Annotated in this window: 11 protein-coding genes; 7 read left to right on the plus strand and 4 right to left on the minus strand. The window is 43.7% G+C overall.

All coding sequences use genetic code 11. From position 1 onward, the window contains the following. Nucleotides 1–16 precede the first annotated feature (16 nt). Nucleotides 17–1,228: an aminotransferase class V-fold PLP-dependent enzyme gene (locus tag ACT8YW_RS04665; RefSeq protein ID WP_444104164.1), complete on the plus strand. Its 1,212-nt coding sequence runs from the start codon at nt 17–19 to the stop codon at nt 1,226–1,228. 376 nt (nt 1,229–1,604) lie between these two features. On the opposite strand, the gene ACT8YW_RS04670 is transcribed toward ACT8YW_RS04665, so the two are convergent. Together ACT8YW_RS04670 and ACT8YW_RS04675 are read right to left on the minus strand one after the other, a co-directional pair. Next, nucleotides 1,605–3,794 (minus strand): alpha-galactosidase, encoded by a 2,190-nt coding sequence (locus tag ACT8YW_RS04670; protein WP_444104165.1) that lies wholly within the window; start codon nt 3,792–3,794, stop codon nt 1,605–1,607. Nucleotides 3,795–3,876: 82 nt separating this feature from the next. Then, the gene (locus tag ACT8YW_RS04675; RefSeq protein ID WP_444104166.1) at nt 3,877–6,246 is read right to left on the minus strand and encodes a TonB-dependent receptor; all 2,370 of its coding nucleotides are present in this window, start codon (nt 6,244–6,246) and stop codon (nt 3,877–3,879) included. 242 nt (nt 6,247–6,488) lie between these two features. Here ACT8YW_RS04675 and ACT8YW_RS04680 point away from each other — a divergent pair, with 242 nt between their 5' ends. From ACT8YW_RS04680 to ACT8YW_RS04695, 4 genes are all read left to right on the plus strand, one after another. Continuing rightward, nucleotides 6,489–9,317: a two-component regulator propeller domain-containing protein gene (locus tag ACT8YW_RS04680; protein WP_444104167.1), complete on the plus strand. Its 2,829-nt coding sequence runs from the start codon at nt 6,489–6,491 to the stop codon at nt 9,315–9,317. A 331-nt stretch (nt 9,318–9,648) separates the two neighbouring features. Continuing rightward, complete coding sequence (locus tag ACT8YW_RS04685; RefSeq protein ID WP_008998147.1) at nt 9,649–11,853, plus strand: sodium-translocating pyrophosphatase; 2,205 nt, start codon at nt 9,649–9,651, stop codon at nt 11,851–11,853. 89 nt (nt 11,854–11,942) lie between these two features. Next, nucleotides 11,943–12,545: a ribonuclease HII gene (locus ACT8YW_RS04690; protein WP_444104168.1), complete on the plus strand. Its 603-nt coding sequence runs from the start codon at nt 11,943–11,945 to the stop codon at nt 12,543–12,545. A 180-nt stretch (nt 12,546–12,725) separates the two neighbouring features. Then, complete coding sequence (locus ACT8YW_RS04695) at nt 12,726–14,267, plus strand: DUF5723 family protein (protein WP_444104169.1); 1,542 nt, start codon at nt 12,726–12,728, stop codon at nt 14,265–14,267. A 127-nt stretch (nt 14,268–14,394) separates the two neighbouring features. Here the strand turns inward: ACT8YW_RS04695 and ACT8YW_RS04700 are convergent, their stop codons facing one another. Further along, nucleotides 14,395–15,324 carry a magnesium transporter CorA family protein gene (locus ACT8YW_RS04700; RefSeq protein WP_008776058.1) on the minus strand — a complete coding sequence of 310 codons (930 nt, stop codon included), beginning with the start codon at nt 15,322–15,324 and terminating at the stop codon, nt 14,395–14,397. A 347-nt stretch (nt 15,325–15,671) separates the two neighbouring features. Between ACT8YW_RS04700 and gpmI the strand changes: the two genes are divergently transcribed. Continuing rightward, nucleotides 15,672–17,186: a 2,3-bisphosphoglycerate-independent phosphoglycerate mutase gene (gene gpmI, locus ACT8YW_RS04705; RefSeq protein WP_444104170.1), complete on the plus strand. Its 1,515-nt coding sequence runs from the start codon at nt 15,672–15,674 to the stop codon at nt 17,184–17,186. A gap of 67 nt (nt 17,187–17,253) precedes the next feature. Continuing rightward, nucleotides 17,254–17,835 carry a DUF3109 family protein gene (locus tag ACT8YW_RS04710; RefSeq protein ID WP_444104171.1) on the plus strand — a complete coding sequence of 194 codons (582 nt, stop codon included), beginning with the start codon at nt 17,254–17,256 and terminating at the stop codon, nt 17,833–17,835. Between the two features lie 416 nt (nt 17,836–18,251). On the opposite strand, the gene gyrB is transcribed toward ACT8YW_RS04710, so the two are convergent. Then, a complete protein-coding gene (gyrB, locus tag ACT8YW_RS04715) occupies nt 18,252–20,210 on the minus strand; it encodes a DNA topoisomerase (ATP-hydrolyzing) subunit B (protein ID WP_004298236.1) in 1,959 nt (652 codons plus the stop codon). Nucleotides 20,211–20,237: the final 27 nt, after the last annotated feature.

Raw genomic sequence — 20,237 nt, forward strand, 5'->3', positions numbered from 1 at the left:
CTAAAAAATAAGAAACGTGGATATTCAAAAGATACGTGAGGATTTTCCGATATTGAGCCGTACGGTTTACGGTAAACCTTTGGTTTATTTCGACAACGGTGCGACGACGCAGAAACCCCGTCTGGTAGTTGATGCGTTGGTGGATGAATATTATTCCGTCAATGCCAATGTGCATCGCGGTGTACATTATCTTTCCCAGCAAGCTACGGAACTGCATGAAGCTTCCCGTGAAACGGTACGTCAGTTTATTAATGCACGTAGCACGAATGAAGTTGTCTTCACACGCGGAACAACAGAAAGTATCAACCTGCTTGTTTCCAGCTTCGGCGACGAGTTTATGGAAGAAGGGGATGAAGTGATTGTTTCTGTGATGGAGCATCATAGCAACATCGTTCCCTGGCAACTGTTGGCTGCCCGCAAAGGAATTGCCATAAAAGTCATCCCAATGAACGATAAAGGTGAACTTCTGCTGGATGAATATGAAAAACTATTTTCCGAACGTACGAAAATAGTCAGCGTAGTTCATGTATCGAACGTACTGGGTACAGTGAATCCGGTGAAGGAGATGATCGCAACAGCTCATGCGCATGGTGTACCTTGCCTGATAGATGCTGCACAGTCTATTCCTCACATGAAAGTGGATGTACGGGAGTTGGATGCCGATTTTCTGGTATTCTCCGCCCATAAGATATATGGCCCGACAGGTGTCGGAGTGCTTTACGGAAAAGAAGAATGGTTAGATCGCCTTCCACCTTATCAGGGAGGAGGAGAGATGATTCAGCATGTCTCTTTCGAGAAGACCACTTTTAATGAACTTCCTTTCAAGTTTGAAGCCGGTACGCCCGACTATATCGGAACTACCGGACTGGCAAAAGCCCTTGATTATGTGAACGGACATGGCATTGAACAGATAGCTGCCCATGAGCATGAACTGACAACTTACGCTTTGCAACGTCTGAAAGAAATCCCGCATATACGTATATTCGGTGAAGCAGCCGAACGGGGAGCAGTCATTTCTTTCCTGGTGGGAGATATCCATCATTTCGATCTCGGCACGTTGCTGGATCGTCTAGGTATTGCCGTGAGAACGGGGCATCATTGTGCACAACCTCTCATGCAACGTCTTGGCATAGAAGGAACGGTACGTGCTTCGTTTGCCATGTACAATACCAAATCGGAAATAGACACTTTGGTGGCAGGAATTGAACGTGTCAGCAAGATGTTTTAAAGATATGAGCTGCTATTCCTGTGGAGTAGCGGCTTTTTTTATTCTTTAACTAAAAAAAGAGGGCCTCGAGTGCAGTGATTTGAGTTTTCGTGCGTCTAATAGGTAAAGAAACAAAATGTTCATTGAATATCAGGAGGGTCGTGAGACCATGCTTATATTATATAAATTCTCTCTCTTTAACATTAATGCAGCTATATCGTAAAAAGTTACGGTGTAGCTGCAACTTTTTTAGAGACTTCCTCCGTCTAATAAAATAGTTGTAACCATTGAAACAGCTGTTGCGATTGAAGATGAATTGAATATTATTGTATGTAAAAAGAAAGGGGAAACGCTGATAACAGCGAATCCCCTTTTTTATTGATAACTTCCTTCCTTTTTACTCGGCAGTCAGCTCAATTACGCGGCTGAAAGCCTGATTTGTTGTGAAAGCATTGATTCCCACTTTCATCAGATAATCTCCTGAATAAGTTTTCTCATTGGCAGCCAGATTCGATTTGGAATTCGGCATCAGGTTGATTTCTTTCACCTTATACATTTTCTTCGCATCCAGTCCCTGAAGTTTTACCGGGAGCAGTTTCTCACCGAAACGTGGGTGGATATCGTAGGTATAAAGCACAGCTTTGTTCTTATCCGGTGAGGTATACATGAGAGACATGTGATTGCCATCGTAGGGAGAAACCAATCTGTATTGATCGCCGTCCAGAATCACTTTTTTCAGACGCGTCCAGTTGGCAACTGCGTTCTGGCAGTAAGTCTGTTCGTCTGCATTCAGTTCCTTCAGTCCAAGGTCAAAGCCCAGTTTGCACATACTTGCCACATCCGTACGGAACTTCACGCTTGTGTTCTTGTTCCAGCTGGTTACGTGTGCACACATGGCTTTTGCCGGGAAGATTTGTGAGAATCCCCACTGGATAAACAGACGTTCTATCGGGTCTGTGTTGTCGCTGCACCAGAATTCTGTGTAATATTTCAGAGCTTCGTAGTCGCAACGGGCGCCACCGCCGGAGCAGAGCATCATTGGCACGTTCGGATATTTGTCTTTGATACGTTTCAATACATTGTATATACCACGTACATGGTCGATATAAAGCTGTCCCTGTTTATTTTTTAAATATGGAGAATAAACATTTGTAATTGGAGAGTTACAGTCCCATTTAAAGAAAGCCACTTCCGGATTCTCTGTCAGGATCTTATCCACTACACCATATACAAAGTCCTGTACTTTCGGATTGCTAAGATCGAGTACCAGCTGATTACGGTAATAATATGTTTCGCGGTTAGGCAGTTGGATAGCCCAGTCGGGATGCTTTTCGAACAACTCACTTTTAGGGTTAACCATTTCCGGTTCAATCCAGATACCAAATTTCACTCCGGCTTCTTTGGCAGACTGTACAAGGGCAGGAATACCGCCCGGCAGTTTGGATCTCATCACTTCCCAGTCACCCAGTCCGGCATTGTCACTGTTGCGTGGATGCTTGTTGCCAAACCAGCCGTCATCCAGCAGGAACATATCTACACCAAGGTGTTTAGCTTCCTTCATCAGTTCGGCAAGCAGTTCCTCATTGAATTTGAAGTAAGTATTTTCCCAGTTGTTTAATAAAGTCATACGGTCGCCTTGTCCGTCTTTCAGCTGATAGTTGCGTGCCCATGCGTGAAGGTTGCGGCTGGCTTCGCCCGTACCGTTGTTGCTGAAAGTAAAGATGAATTCAGGAGTTGTAAACACTTCATTCGGCTTCAGTTCATAATCAGATGCATAAGGATTGATGGCGGGGATTACACGGAGATTACCTACGTTGTCCACTTCGAAAGTGAACTGGAAGTTTCCTGTCCATCCGATAGTACCTAGCATGGCACGTCCCTGCGCTTCCTGTGCCGGTTGTTCAAAACCAAGCTCAAAGAACGGGTGGGTGTGCATGGCAGCACGGCTTCCCAGTTTGGTGTCGATCACCTTTTTACCGAACAACAGAGGTTGTGTGCTCATTTGTGCTTCTTTTGCCCAATCGCTGCTGAATTCTGTCAGGTAATATTCGTTTCCGGAGAAATAAAGCATGGTGGAAGCATAACGCCATAAGGTCACAGGCTTCTTTTCAGCATGTTTGATTTCGCTCCACGTCTTGATGACGTTTTCTTTCGGATAAGCGATGTAATGTAGTGTGACTTCTACCGGATACTGATTATCTTTTAGTTGAATAATCGTTTCCGTTCCGCCCGCCACTGCCTTCTGCTCGGAGGATATATAGCGGAGAATCGTACTCGGGTTCCCGTCATTGTGCGTGATAGCTACAGCCGGTTCAAAATAATCTTCGGCGCCGGAGCCCGGATATACTTCCCATCCGCGGGTGGATACGCTACCGTCACTTCCTCCTTTTACGTAAGGAGAAAAGTTGTTGATGTCTTTCTCATTCAGTAACTTATCGCCCAGATAAGCCTGATAGAGTCGTCCGTTAGGAGCTACTTGGAGAATTAAGTCTGTGTTGTCCGTTGCGATGCGGATAACGTTCTTTTCCTGGGCGTCCACTTGCGCCAGGGTAAACAATGCCATAAGTAATACGAAAAGTTTCTTCATGGTTTTTTAATAATTAATTAGGTATTAGTTAGTTTGTGGGCATAGAATGCCGCAAAGATAATTATAATTCGTCAGGAATGAACTAGAATTTAATGCTTGCGCTAAATTCTACGGTAAATGGGCGTAAATAATTTCCACTCATATAGTTGCCGGCATACTGGGCAGCTTCTTCTTTGGTAATCAGTTCCGAACCGTTGATGGTTCCGCTGGCCCCTTTCTGATTCAGGAAGTTGATGACTGTTGCCCCCAAAGAAAGATGCTTGTTTACGTTCCAGTTGATCCCCCCGAAAGTTTCCCAGCGACCGTTGAAATAGAGGGCTTCCTGGAGATTGGCGTAAGTCTTGCCGAAATAACGGAAACTAAGCCAAAGACGTAAGTCCTTCGTGATATTATAGCTTGGGTCGAGTTCGACAAGAATCTGCGGAATCTCTTTTACAATCATCCCATTGGCGTTGACAGACATTTCCGAACCGTCGTTGAATGTGACGCTTGCATTATAGTTCTTGTAAACAGGTTTCTGATACGTGAACAGAGCGTGCAGGTGAAAACCTTTGAACGGGTCGATTTCGGCAGATGTGGTCCATCCCAGTGTTTTGATATTATAAATAAGCAATACGGTCTTTCCTTCTTCCGTTCCCGGTTTCGTCAGGTTTTGCTGGTCAATATTATTGGATTTGGAGATATAGGTAACCATAGAGGTGAGGTTGATCCACTTGTTTTTGTAGAACAAACCGCCACGGATTAACGGTATGGTGACACGTTTGTATTGCTCTTCCGTAGGACCTGTTCCGGCATATTCGTTGATGCGTGGGAAGCGGGTGGCTACTGTTCCGTCGGCAGTCAGGCCGAATTGTCCGGTTACGTTGTAAGTGGCGCGGAGCGTGGCGGCATAGTTCAGTTTATCCTTTACCACTTTGGCGGGATGAATGCTGCGTTGTGTGGCAATGATATTTCCTGTTTCTTCCTCTTTGCTATAAGTGGTAAAGTCGCCGATGTGGAAACCCGGGAAACGGGAAGCGGATATTTGATCGGCACTCATCCGGTAATATTCCAGGCGTCCGCCATAATAGATATTGAATTGGGGAGTTACTTGCCAGTTGTCTGTAAAGTAAAGGGCGAGTTTGTTCTCATATCCCTTTGTATATTCGGGACTAAGTTCGTTGTATCCGTATGTCTGTACGCGCTGACCGGTCAGAGTGGGGTCCAGAGAACTTGTAGTTGTGGAAGTCAGCAACTGTGGATAGTTCTGTACGGTAGCCATCCATTGCAGAGAAGAGGAATAATAATCAAGATGGTAATACCATTCGTTCACTCCCAGACGTAGATCATGGTTGCCAAAGGTCTTGTTCAACTCGGAAGTGATTAGGAAGTTTTTCACTTTGCCTACGTGCAACCAGGTGCGGCGACCTTCTGCCAGTCCCTCATACGGATCACCGTTTGATAACGTAAAACCATCGTTGGCGGTTACTTCGCTGATGGTGCTGCCTCCGAAGTCGACATAGTTGGTACGTGGAGCATCCATATATTTCAGATTGAATTTCCATAGCAGATCGTTCCTGAAACGATAATCGGAGATTAATGCAATCTCATTGGCACGGTTTTCAGAACCATCGCCCAAGTTCCATATTTTCATCTTTCCGTCTCTTACGTCCATGTATGGGAAAGAACCGTTCTGCGGAACATAAGAATTTGTTCCCAGTTTGAAACCGTCTATCTCTTTAACCGAGCCGTCGCCGACATAGATAAAAGGAGCTGCATTGGCATAGCTGGCCGGATTCTCACTGCGGGAGTGTTTGTAGAGCAAAGATATTTTGCCGCGTCCGTTGTTGAAGAGACGTGTCAGGCCGGCATGATAAATCTCTGTGCGGTCTGCATAGTTCGTAAATTTCAGGTCGAAACTTCCCGGGTCGAAGTTCTGGTAGATGCTTGCCGTGTAAAGCCATTGGTCATTGATGGCTCCTGAAACATTGAAGTCGAAGTTCTGCATACCGAAATGATTGGTGCGGTAGTTTAATATACCTTGGAAATCCTTTTGTCCCAGTTTGCTGAATGAGTTGACGGAGTAAGCAATATTACCGGTCGTGATGGCCGATTCGGAAGGAGATAAAAGTCCTACTTCTCCCAGGCTGCTGTCGCTACGCCAATGGGTGGCAAGTTTGTGAACGGTAGAGGAATATACGGCAGGAAGTCCATTCTCATAGACATTAACGTCCTCGCTGGGAAGTCCGATTTGAATTTCGCGGGGTTTGTTGGCGTCAGAAGCATTCAGCATCACATTGCGTTCGCCTTCTTCTGATTCTTTTTTAGTAGAGTTGGCAGGAATCGTATCCTGCTTCATTTCGATTCGGTTCGTCTTTTTCTTGTTCACCTGAATGTTCGCTGCATTCCCGTTGGAAGGAATCAGTTGCAACAGGGTTGCTAGAGTAAGGCAACTAAAGGTTACTTTTTTCATCACTTGTATTCATTTAAAGATTTGGAAGTTCACATCGGTTGTGTCATTTTGACGAAGGCAAAGATAGGAGGAGGAGAAACAAGTGGCTATACTCTTTTTTGTCAAGATGTGCAAGAGATGTTTCAAGTGTGCGATAGCCCTTTGCAGTGCGACATTTATTGCCATCCGTGCAACAAATGTTTCATCCTTCCTATGCATTTAGCGTAAAAAAAACTATATTTGTCGCTATCTAATATCTGTGTATGAAAAGGAAATTGCTGCTTTTTCTCCTTTCTATTTGTTTTTTCCTTCCGGATTTTGCCGCGACGGGACAGTATAACTTTATCCGTGTAGATGGAGGAAGCGGTCTTTCGAACAGTCATGTCAAGTCCATTATTCAAGATAGTTACGGTTTTATCTGGCTGGGTACGCGCAACGGTCTTAATCGTTATGACGGCGTGTCGATGAAGCTTTATAACTGCTATGACGAAACTTTGCAGCATGGCAATCAGGTCATATCCGCTCTTTTTGAGGATAATCACCGTCAATTATGGGTAGGTACGGATGATGGTGTTTATATTCAGGAGCTTGCTACCGGGAAGTTTTCGTTCTTTGATGCCCGCACAGAGAGCGGAGAGCAAATCAGATACAACTGGATTGAAGATATTCTGGCAGATCATTCGGGAAATATCTGGGTGAATGCGCCGAATCAGGGAGTTTTCCGCTATCAGGTGGAGACGGGTAAACTGTTCCGCTATATTCCCTGTCCCAGTAAGGATAAAAGCAAGGACTTTCCGCAGTCTATCTGCGTAGATAAAGAAGGTACGGTCTGGGTGGGTACGTATGGAGCGGGAATCTACCGTTACAGTCCGGAGCAGGATAAGTTTGTGCCCTATGCAACAGAAGCACTTAAAGGGGATTTCATCTTTACTCTGTGTGATTATGGCGATGAGCTGATTGTCGGAGTGCATGAAGAGGAACTGAAACGGTTCAACAAAAAGACCGGAGAAGTGAGTATATTCCCTGCACCCGAAGTACATCGAAAAATTATCCGCTACGCTGTTCGCTTCGGAGATGAGCTGTGGGTGGGTACGCAGAATGGCGTTTATGTGATTAATGAGAAACACAACAGTGTGCAACATATTCCTGCCGATGCCGGAGGAAAGTATGGGCTTGGAGATGCTATCGTCGATAAGATTTATCGTGATCGTGAAGGGGGAACCTGGATCTGTACGCAATTTGGAGGAGCCAGCTATCTGCCTGTACGTACGCTCGATTTTTCGGTTTATCTTCCGGGAGCGCCCGGTACAGTCAGCGGACGACGCATCAGTGAATTGGCGGAAGGAAAAGACGGAGTGGTGTGGGTCAGTACGCAGGATGGCGGTGTTTGCTACTGGAATCCGGGAACACAGACTTTCACTAAAATTCCCCAGTCGCCTGACCGTCAGAATGTATTAAGCCTGTTCGCTTCGGATGATTTGGTTGGCGCAGGTTACTTTAAAGGGGGCATCGACCTGATTGTTTCTCAAGATCAGGTTCAGACGTTCTATCCCGCACAACTTGGTATCAGTGAAGGTTCCGTGTTTGTCCTTTACCGCGATCGTGGGGGAGCAATCTGGTTGGGTGATGGCTGGAACATCTTCCGTTCGGCCGACAAAGGACAGACTTTTGAGAAAATGGAGCAATTCGGGTATGCTTATATGCGTGATATTCTCGAAGATAAATCCGGCAATATATGGGTGGCAACGATGGGCAGTGGAATATTCCGGTATCATCCGCAGACAGATCAGATGGTCAGCTATAAATGTATACCGGAGGATAGCACTTCTATCGGAACGAATGAAGTGACAGGTATTTCGGAGGATAGTAAAGGCTTTATCTGGTTTTCTACAGACCGGGGCGGATTGTTGCGTTTTAACCCCGAAACCGGAAGATTCAGGACATACACCAAAGAGGACGGGCTTCCGGACAACGTAACATATAAAGTCGTGGAAGACCGGCAACATCGTATCTGGTTCGGAACAGACCGTGGACTGGTTTGTCTTTATCCGGAAACAGACAGCCTGCAAGTTTTCAACCGAAATGACGGGTTACCTGATAACCAGTTTAACTATAAATCGGCCTTGGCTGCCTCTGATGGTACTATTTGGATGGGAACTATCAATGGATTGGTCTCTTTTAATCCACAAATTGTCCACCCGAATACTTTTGTGCCTCCAGTCTATATCACCGGAATGTACGTGCAGGGACGTGAAACTCCTTTCACGGCGGATGGTGTGCAACTGCCTTACCGTTCTAATGTCAGCTTTGATTTTGTTGCTTTAAGTTATACCTCACCGGGTGCAAATCGCTATGCTTACAAAATGGAAGGGATAGATAATGACTGGAATTATACATCTGATGTGCATACAGCGTCTTATGCCCAGCTCCCGCCGGGAGACTACCTGTTCCGTGTGCGGGGCAGTAATAATAATGGTGTCTGGAATCAGGAAGAAGCTACTTTATCAGTGCGTATCCTTCCACCTTGGTGGCGTACAGTGTGGGCTTACCTTATCTATATCATTGTAGTGTCCGGCAGCTTTGTTTTGACTCTTCGCGCCTATCGCCGCCGGGAAGTACAAAAGATCCGTGAGCAGCAATTATTGGCAGAACTGGCGCGTGAGCGTGAATCCCATCGTACGCATGAGATGTTTATTAATCAGATCACTTACGGAGCTTGCACTCCGCAAGGGGGTGCGATGTCACGGGCTGATGAACAACTGATGTCCCAACTGATAGCCAAAGTGCGTGAGAATCTTTCCAACGCCAATTATAATGTGGAAGCATTGGCTGCAGCCATGAATATGTCCCGCTCCAGCCTGCATCGTAAGATTAAGGCGCTGACCGATCTTTCTTCACTCGACTTTATCCGTATCATCCGATTAAAACGTGCGGCAGAGCTATTGCAGGAGGGCGAATTGCGCATCAACGAAATCTCTGACAGAGTAGGTTTTCAGTCGCCTTCTTATTTCGCAAAGATATTTCAGAAGCAATTCGGAGTTACTCCTACAGAGTTTGCCCAACAAAATAAGCAGAGAATGGCAGAGGGGTAGTAACTATAGACTATTATTCGTTATTTTATTATGGGGGGGGTGAACAGGTTTTAGCTCCTTTCGGTACAGAAATGAACCGAAATATAATCTCTTAATACTCTAGTAAATGCTCGCTGGGATTATATTTCAGCTTATTTTTTTATGACTTGACTTATTTCAAAACCGTATAGAAATGAGGGAATGAAGTAAATAACTACAGTGTGCCCATTTTGTTTAAAGAGATGTATAAAAGATAGAATAATTCAGCTTTATAAATTCTTTCTTTTTTACTTGCTTATTTCATTTGATTTCCATACTTTTAGCCTCCGTAAACCCTTTAAAAATTGATCCTATGGACAACATTCTTTTCTGGCTGGTTCCAGTCGCTTCCGTGTTAGCCCTCTGCTTTGCTTATTACTTTCATAAGCAAATGATGAAAGAGAGCGAAGGTACACCCCAAATGATAAAGATAGCTGCTGCTGTGCGCAAAGGAGCTATGTCTTATCTGAAACAGCAATACAAAATAGTAGGCTGGGTATTCTTGGGGTTGGTTATTTTGTTTTCAATTATGGCCTACGGCTTTCATGTACAGAACGCATGGGTTCCCATTGCTTTTCTTACAGGCGGATTTTTCTCCGGGCTTTCCGGATTTTTAGGGATGAAGACGGCGACTTATGCGTCGGCTCGTACCGCTAATGCCGCCCGTAATTCTCTGAATGCAGGGTTGAGGATTGCTTTCCGAAGCGGCGCGGTGATGGGATTAGTTGTAGTTGGCCTGGGATTGCTCGATATATCTTTCTGGTATCTGTTGTTGAATGCAGTCATTCCTGCTGATGCGCTGACACCTACTCATAAACTCTGTGTGATTACTACTACCATGCTGACTTTCGGTATGGGTGCTTCTACACAAGCACTCTTTGCCCGTGTAGGTGGCGGTATCTATACGAAGGCAGCTGATGTTGGAGCCGACTTGGTAGGTAAAGTAGAAGCCGGAATTCCGGAAGATGACCCTCGTAATCCTGCTACTATTGCCGATAATGTAGGTGACAATGTAGGTGACGTGGCCGGTATGGGAGCCGATTTATATGAATCTTACTGTGGCTCGATTCTGGCAACAGCTGCACTGGGTGCTGCTGCTTTTATCCATTCGGCAGATACAGTGATGCAATTCAAGGCAGTTATTGCTCCGATGTTGATTGCAGCTGTTGGCATTATCCTTTCTATTATAGGGATATTCGCTGTCCGTACTAAAGAGAATGCGACCATGAAAGACTTGCTCGGTTCATTGGCTTTCGGTACGAACCTTAGTTCCGTGCTTATTGTTGCAGCTACATTCTTAATCCTGTGGCTCTTGCAACTAGATAACTGGATTTGGATTTCTTGTGCCGTAGTAGTCGGACTGGTAGTAGGTATTATCATCGGACGTTCTACGGAATATTATACTTCTCAATCTTATCGTCCTACCCAGAAACTAAGTGAAAGCGGTAAGACTGGCCCTGCTACCGTCATTATTTCCGGTATTGGTTTGGGTATGCTTTCTACAGCTATTCCTGTAGTTGCAGTAGTGATTGGTATCATTGCTTCTTATCTGTTGGCTTCCGCAGGTGATTTCGGTAATGTAGGCATGGGATTGTATGGCATCGGTATTGCAGCTGTTGGTATGCTTTCTACCTTAGGTATCACATTGGCAACGGATGCTTACGGTCCGATTGCGGATAATGCGGGAGGTAATGCGGAAATGTCTGGTCTGGGTGCTGAAGTTCGCAAACGTACTGATGCGCTCGATTCATTGGGTAACACAACTGCCGCCACGGGAAAAGGTTTTGCAATCGGTTCCGCTGCACTGACAGGTCTGGCTTTGCTGGCTTCTTATATTGAAGAAATCCGAATCGGTCTGACACGTCTTGGTAATGTGGACCTGACTTTTGCAGATGGAAGTTCTATCAGCGTAGCAAATGCCACTTTTATCGACTTCATGGATTATTACGAAGTACACTTGATGAATCCGAAAGTACTTTCGGGCATGTTCCTCGGTTCAATGATGGCTTTCCTGTTTTGTGGTTTGACAATGAATGCAGTAGGGCGTGCGGCAGGACACATGGTTGACGAAGTGCGTCGCCAGTTTCGTGACATAAAGGGTATTCTGACCGGAGAAGCCGAGCCGGATTACGAACGTTGTGTTGAAATATCGACAAAGGGTGCGCAGCGTGAGATGGTTATTCCTTCCTTGATTGCTATTGTTGCTCCGATTCTTACAGGATTTATCTTTGGCGTTCCCGGCGTACTCGGTCTGCTGATTGGTGGCTTGAGTAGTGGTTTCGTGTTGGCTATCTTTATGGCTAACGCCGGAGGTGCATGGGATAACGCAAAGAAATATGTGGAAGAAGGTAACTTTGGTGGAAAAGGCGGTGAAGTGCATAAAGCAACCGTAGTAGGAGATACAGTAGGCGATCCGTTTAAAGATACCTCCGGTCCGAGCTTGAATATTTTGATAAAGCTTATGAGCATGGTCGCCATTGTGATGGCAGGACTTACCGTTGCCTGGAGTTTATTCTAAAAAAGCAGAAGAGAAATAAGAAAAAGGAGACAAAACAAGTCTCCTTTTTTAATTTGAATTACCTTTGTATCAAAATAGAAGCGATAAATATGTTATTACCTTATTTGAACGAGAATCTGATTGAGGCCGGATGTGATGAGGCCGGTCGTGGGTGTTTGGCGGGAGCGGTATATGCTGCTGCGGTTATTCTTCCGAAGGATTTTAAGAATGAACTGTTGAATGATTCCAAACAACTGACGGAAAAGCAACGTTATGCATTACGTGAGGTAATAGAGAAAGAAGCGATTGCTTGGGCGGTTGGTATTGTGTCACCGGAAGAAATTGATGAAATAAATATCCTGCAGGCTTCTTTTCTGGCGATGCATCGTGCAGTGGACCAGTTGTCCACCCGTCCCCAACATTTACTGATCGACGGTAATCGTTTCACTAAATACCCCGGTGTTCCCCATACTACAGTAGTGAAAGGAGACGGGAAATATCTTTCAATAGCAGCAGCTTCAATTTTAGCCAAAACATATCGAGACGATTATATGAACCGTCTTCACGAAGAATTTCCATATTATGACTGGGACCACAATAAAGGTTATCCAACTAAAAAACATCGTGCCGCCATTGCCGAACGTGGCACTACTCCCTACCATCGCATGACGTTCAATCTGTTGGGAGATGGCCAGTTGACTTTGAGCTTCTAAAGTCGCTTTGTTTCATTTTACACACATTTTCTACATTTTTTTGCAGAATAAGCACGATTTTGTTACGGATAACCGTGAAATTGTTCTGTTTAGGCTAAAAAAGTGTTGCCTAGTGCTTTTATTTGTTATTGAAATGCTATATCTTTGCGAACAATAATAAGAATTAAAAAGTTTAAAATCATGGCAACGAACAAGCTATTATGGTCTTCTAAGCTCATTGGGGTATTTTTTATTATGTTGGTTTGCACTCTTTCTGCAAATGCACAGTTTTTACGTACTTCCTATTTCATGGAAGGTACTCACTATCGTCAACAACTGAATCCGGCTTTAACACCGACTAAAGGTTACTTTAACCTTCCAGTGATCGGTGCTGTTAATGCAACGGTTGGTTCTACTTCGTTAGGCTATCAGGATATCATTGATATTATTGATGATGGCGATGATTTCTACACCAAACCGGATTTCATGAATCGTCTGAAAGATAATAATAAATTGAATGTGAACTTCAGTACAGAAATTCTTTCTGCAGGATGGTATAAAGGAAAAAACTTTTGGTCATTCAATATCGGTCTTCGTACAGATATCGGTGCTAACCTGACAAAGAATATGTTTACCTTCTTGAATGAGATGGAAACAGTTGAAGAAAACTGGAGAAATAGTAACTATGATATTAGTGGTCAGCAATTGAACATTAATGCTTATACTGAAATTGGTTTAGGACTTTCACGTCAGATTAATAGCCGTTTGACAGTTGGTGCTAGAGTGAAAGCTTTATTGGGTATTGGTAACATGGAGTTGAAACTTAATAGAGTTGCAATGAGCGCTAATTTACCTAGTGATCAACAAATAAATCAGTGGTCAAGTGAGAGCTATTGGAATTCTATGACCCCTTCACAGGCAGCACAGGCAGCACAAGAATTAAAGGATAAGTTTAATAACTATCATGCAAACTTGACTGTTGGTGCCGAACTGAAAAGTTCTTTCAAAGGCTTGGAATTGCAAGAAGAAGAGGGTAAAGATTATGTAACTGACTTTGATTTCGATAGCGGTAAATTGGGTATAGCTGGGTACGGTTTTGGTATCGATTTAGGAGCTTCTTATAAAATATTGGATAATCTGACTGTATCTGCTTCTGTTCTTGACTTAGGTTTTATCTCTTGGTCAAAATCAAGTACAAAGATTGCATCTGCTAATCCGGATCCGATTGATATTAAAGGAAGTACCTATGCAAATATGGTTGATCCGAATAATCCGAATACTGTTATGAACGCTGTAAATCAGTTGCAGAATGACGCTCAAGGATATATGGACCGTGTAACAAATGGTGATGTACTTGACTATGACATGTTGCAGCTTGAAGTAGGTGATGCTAAAGAATCTCGTAAATCTCGTCTTGCTTCTACCCTAGTATTAGGTGCAGAATATGGATTCTTCAATAACAAATTAGCAGTAGGTGTATTGTCAACCACTCGTTTTGTACAGCCTGATGCTCTTACAGAATTAACATTCTCTGCAAACTACCGTCCGAAAAGCTGGTTCAATGTAGCACTTAGTTACTCAGCTATCCAGTCAGCCGGTAAATCTTTCGGTCTGGGTCTGAAATTAGGTCCTCTGTTTGTCGGAACTGACTATATGTTCTTAGGCAAGAACTCTAACTCTGTGAACGGATTCGTTGGAGTTTCTATTCCGTTGGGCGGAAGAAAAGCAAGTAAAGAAGGATAAGATATTTTAATTTCTCTCTCTAAACATTCTCTTTTAATTAATTCTCTATAGAATAAAAAACGTATAATTTACAGCTTACCGTCTTAGAATCCTCTAAAGGATCACAGATGGTAAGCTGTTTTTTGTATTAGAACCATTTTATCTTCCGGAATATCACAAACGCAAGAGTTGACAATCCGATGGAAAATAGTACGATCAAAGAGAAAGCAAAGGGTACCTCTTCCAGATGAATATCCACATTCATACCATAGAAACTGGCAATCAATGTCGGGAGCATCAGGACGATGGACAGACTTGTCATGCGTTTCATGATTGTATTCACGTTATTGGAGATAATGGAGGCAAAAGCATCCATCGTTCCCGTGAGAATGTCACTGTAAATATTCACCGTGTTAAGTGCCTGTTTCAATTCGATAATCACATCTTCCACTAGTTCAGTGTCCAGATAATCCGTATCCTGGAAAATAGTCCTTAATTTTCCTATCATTACTTCATTTCCACGGATGGAAGTATTGAAGTAGACCAATGTTTTCTGCAGTCTCATCAGCCGGAGCAGGTCCTCGTTGCGGATGCTTCGTTCCAGTTCCTTTTCTGCGGCGCTGATGTCTATGTTTATCTGCTTTAGGTATTTCAGGAACCACACAGCAGAAGAATAGATGATCCGAAAAATTAGATCCAACTTGTTGCGTACAACAATCCCTTTTCGACGGGTATGCTCTATGAAATCCGGTAACAAATCAGTGTTGTGATAACAGACGGACACAATAATCTCGTTATTGGTGATTATTCCAATCGGTACAGTGTCGAAGGGCAGGCTACCGTTCTGCTTGTTCTGCACAGGGATACGAAGAATGGTCAATAACCAGTTACCTTCCGTATCCGTACGCGGACGTTCGTCCGTATCGGCTATGTCATTCAGAAATGATTCGGGTACGTTGAGAGTTTGAGTTAGAAATTCAAAGTCATCATTATTCGGGCATACTACATTTACCCAGCTGTTAGGAAGCCATTGAGCTTTTTCCACAAAGCCGGCTTCACAATAAAGATACGTTCTCATCTTATTGCCTCCTTTCGTTTGTTTGACACGAGCAGAGGCATCAGGTTTCAATGACTCTGTTCGCTTTAATTAATACTAGTTGTGCACGTTCGCGGGTTTGAATCGTCCATATTTCTATGATTTTAATTTAAAAGCGATGCAAAGGTACGGAAAAATGAAGTAGGTTCCACCTTTTGTATCATGTTTTTCGATAAACAGCTTGAAAGTAATTTTACAAAGTAAGAAAAATATCCATAGCCTGGTGCACTTCTGCCCTGTAACTTAACATAGATTAAACGTTTACGTAACCATCTTTTTTGTACCTTTGCGCCCGAAAATCAGAGTGATAATTTAAATATTGAAATATTATGAGTAAGAAAGCCCTTTTAATGATCCTCGATGGTTGGGGATTAGGTGACCAAAAGAAAGACGACGTAATCTTCAACACTCCCACTCCTTACTGGGATTATCTGATGACTACTTATCCTCACTCTCAACTTCAGGCAAGCGGTGAAAACGTAGGTTTGCCCGACGGGCAGATGGGTAACTCGGAAGTAGGTCACTTGAATATCGGTGCCGGACGCGTAGTTTATCAGGATTTGGTAAAAATCAATCGTGCATGTGCTGACAATAGCATCCTGAAAAATCCTGAAGTCGTTTCAGCTTTCTCTTATGCAAAAGAAAACGGAAAGAGTGTTCACTTTATGGGGCTGACTTCTAACGGTGGCGTACACAGCTCACTCGTTCATCTCTTCAAACTTTGCGATATCGCTAAAGAATATAACATCGACAATACATTTATCCACTGCTTCATGGATGGTCGTGACACTGACCCGAAGAGCGGTAAAGGCTTTATCGAAGAACTTTCTGCACACTGTGAGAAATCAGCAGGCAAGATTGCTTCTATCATTGGCCGTTATTACGCTATGGACCGTGACAAACGTTGGGAACGTGTAAAAGAAGCTTATGACCTGCTTGTAAACGGCATAGGTGAGAAAGCTACTGATATGGTTCAGGCTATGCAGGAGTCTTATAATGCAGGTGTTACAGATGAATTCATCAAACCGATTGTGAATGCCAACTGCGATGGAACAATCAAAGAAGGTGATGTCGTTATCTTCTTCAACTATCGTAATGACCGTGCCAAAGAGTTGACTGTTGTATTGACTCAACAAGATATGCCGGAAGCTGGTATGCACACCATCCCAGGGCTGCAATATTACTGTATGACTCCGTACGATGCTTCTTTCAAGGGCGTTCATATCCTGTTCGACAAAGATAATGTATCTAATACATTGGGCGAATATCTTGCTTCTAAAGGCTTAAGTCAACTTCATATCGCTGAAACTGAAAAGTATGCGCACGTAACATTCTTCTTCAATGGTGGACGTGAAACTCCATTTGATAAAGAAGATCGTATCCTTGTTCCTTCTCCCAAAGTGGCTACTTACGACTTGAAGCCGGAAATGAGCGCTTTCGAAGTAAAAGACAAATTGGTGGCTGCCATCAACGAGAACAAATATGATTTCATTGTAGTGAACTTCGCTAATGGTGACATGGTAGGGCATACCGGTATTTATGAAGCAATCGAGAAAGCTGTTATTGCTGTAGATGCTTGCGTGAAAGATGTAATCGAAGCTGCCAAAGCACAGGATTACGAAGCAATTATCATTGCCGATCATGGTAATGCTGACCACGCTCTGAACGAAGACGGTACTCCGAACACTGCTCACTCTTTGAATCCTGTTCCTTGTGTTTATGTAACAGAGAACAAAGCTGCGAAAGTAGAAGATGGTCGTTTGGCAGATGTTGCTCCGACTATTCTGAAAATTATGGGATTGACTGTTCCGGCTGAAATGGACGGAAACGTTTTGATTAAGTAATTTAGATTTCTATAATTGGGAGGGCGGAGTAGGACTCCGCCCTTTTTGTCTCACATAAGTTTTTAGTATGATACAGATTGGTGATGTAGTAGTGTCTCTTGATGTATTTCAGGAGAAGTTTCTTTGTAACCTGGATGCTTGTAAAGGGGAGTGTTGCATTGAAGGAGATGCGGGTGCACCTGTGGAACTGGATGAAGTAGAGAAACTGGAAGAAGTATTGCCTATTATTTGGGATGAACTGGCACCCGAAGCTCGTGCGATCATAGAGGAGCAAGGGGTGGTATATACAGATGAAGAAGGTGATTTGGTAACCTCAATTGTAAATAATAAGGATTGTGTGTTTACCTGTTATGATGAAAGAGGATGCTGCTATTGCGCTATTGAAAAAGCATATCGGGAAGGTAAAACTGATTTTCATAAACCAGTATCTTGCCATCTTTATCCTATCCGAATTGGGGATTACGGACCTTATAAAGCGGTGAATTATCATCGTTGGGACGTATGCAAAGCAGCGGTTTTGCTGGGAAAAAAAGAGAATCTTCCCGTATATCAGTTTCTGAAAGAGCCTTTAATCCGTAAGTTCGGTGAAGAATGGTACAAAGAATTGGTTACTGTTGCCGAAGAACTGAAAAAGCAACAGTACATTTAAATTCTCTTCTGGTTCTTGCGTATGCAATATACTTGATATAGTAAAATACACAATGCGATAATAATTCCGCATGCCGGTATCATCCATACTTCCGGATGAATAATAATCAAGAAAATACAAGTGGCGATTACGCAGGAAGTCAATACAATAAGAAACAACCTGATCTTTACAAATAACGGATTAGGAGCAGTAGTTTTCATTTTCATAGTTATGTTTTCTTTGCTTTTTATGCAAGATAGTGATTTTGTATGGAAAACGTTTCTACTGTTAGCTTTTATTAAGAGATAGGCAGTTGAACTGTTCGAACATAAAGCCCCTTTGGGCAAAAGAAAAACGCCGATCGAAGGATGTTCCTTCGCCATCGGCGTTTCCTCGTTGTAAGATGTGAGGTTGGTTTATAAAACGTAATTATTTAATTATGTATCGATATTTGCATACGTTGCATTCTCTTCAATAAACTCGCGGCGTGGTCCTACATCTTCACCCATCAGCATAGAGAAGATATAATCGGCTTCTGCAGCATTGTCAATATTTACTTGTTTCAGCATACGGTTTTCGGGGTCCATGGTTGTTTCCCACAATTGCTGGGCGTTCATTTCACCCAAACCTTTGTAGCGCTGTGTATGAATTGCATTTTCCGAACCGCCGCCGTAAGTGTCAATAAACTTCTGACGTTGTGCATCTGTCCAGCAATACTCTTCTACTTTACCTTTTTTACAGAGGTAGAGTGGGGGAGTAGCGATATACAAATAGCCATTCTGGATAATCTGTGGCATATAACGGAAGAAGAACGTCATAATCAGTGTGTCGATGTGAGAACCATCGACGTCGGCATCGGTCATAATGATAATCTTGTGATAGCGCAACTTCTGTATGTTGGCTTCCTTGCTGTCTTCGTCAGTTCCGATAGTTACACCGAGAGCTGTGTAGATATTGCGGATTTCATCACTTTCCAAAGCCTTGTGATACATGGCTTTTTCCACATTCAGAATCTTACCCCGTAATGGGAGGATAGCCTGGAACATACGGTTACGTCCCTGCTTGGCAGTGCCACCTGCCGAATCTCCCTCGACGAGGAATAATTCACATTTTGAAGGGTCCTTATCCGAACAGTCGGCCAATTTACCCGGCAGACCGCCTCCTGACATCGGAGACTTGCGTTGTACCATTTCACGGGCTTTTCTTGCTGCGTGACGTGCGGTAGCAGCGAGAATCACTTTGTCTACAATCGTTTTTGCTTCCTTCGGATGTTCTTCCAAATAATATGCCAATACTTCACCTACTGCCTGGTCAACAGCACCCATCACTTCGTTGTTACCCAACTTCGTTTTAGTCTGTCCTTCAAACTGTGGCTCAGCTACTTTTACGGAAATAACAGCGGTCAAACCTTCACGGAAGTCATCTCCCGAGATTTCAACCTTCACCTTTTCCAGCATTTTGCTGTCTTCAGCATATTTCTTCAACGTACGGGTCAGCGCACGACGGAAACCTGCCAAGTGTGTACCACCTTCGATGGTGTTGATATTGTTAACGTATGAGTGAACGTTTTCGGAGAATCCGGTATTGTACATGATAGCCACTTCAATAGGAATTCCCTGTTTTTCCGAGTTCAGATAGATAACGTCGTTAATCAAGTGCTCGCGTGAAGACTCGATAAAACGTACAAACTCTCTCAAACCTTCTTCTGAATAAAACTGCTCACCCTTGAAGCTTCCGTCTTCGTTCACAACCCGACGGTCCGTCAGGGTGATGCGGAGACCAGCGTTCAGATAAGCCAATTCGCGCAGACGTGAAGCCAGAATCTTGTAATCGTATACCGTTTCTGTAAAGATGGTATTATCCGGCCAGAATTGTTGGCGGGTTCCAGTGATGTCGGCTGTACCGACTTCTTTTACGGAGTAAAGCGGTTTACCGATCTCATACTCCTGCTGATAGATTTTACCATCGCGGAATACTTGCGTAGTCATGTGGGTAGACAGCGCGTTTACGCAAGACATACCTACACCGTGCAAACCTCCGGATACCTTGTAAGAACCCTTGTCGAATTTACCTCCGGCATGCAGTACGGTCATGGCAACTTCCAGTGCCGACTTCTTTTCTTTCTCGTGATAGTCCACCGGAATACCGCGTCCGTTGTCCTGTACTGTGATTGAATTGTCTTCGTTGATTGTTACTTCGATATGGTCGCAATAGCCGGCCAATGCTTCGTCGATAGAGTTGTCAACGATTTCGTATACCAAATGGTGAAGTCCCTTGACGCTGATGTCACCAATGTACATCGCAGGGCGTTTTCTTACTGCTTCAAGACCTTCCAATACCTGGATGCTATCCGCAGAATAAGACCCGTTATTGGGAGTGATTTGTTCTTCGCTCATAATTGCCTTTCTAACTTTAATAACAGA

The organism is Bacteroides sp. (genome assembly GCF_052357945.1).
Taxonomy (GTDB): Bacteria; Bacteroidota; Bacteroidia; order Bacteroidales; family Bacteroidaceae; genus Bacteroides.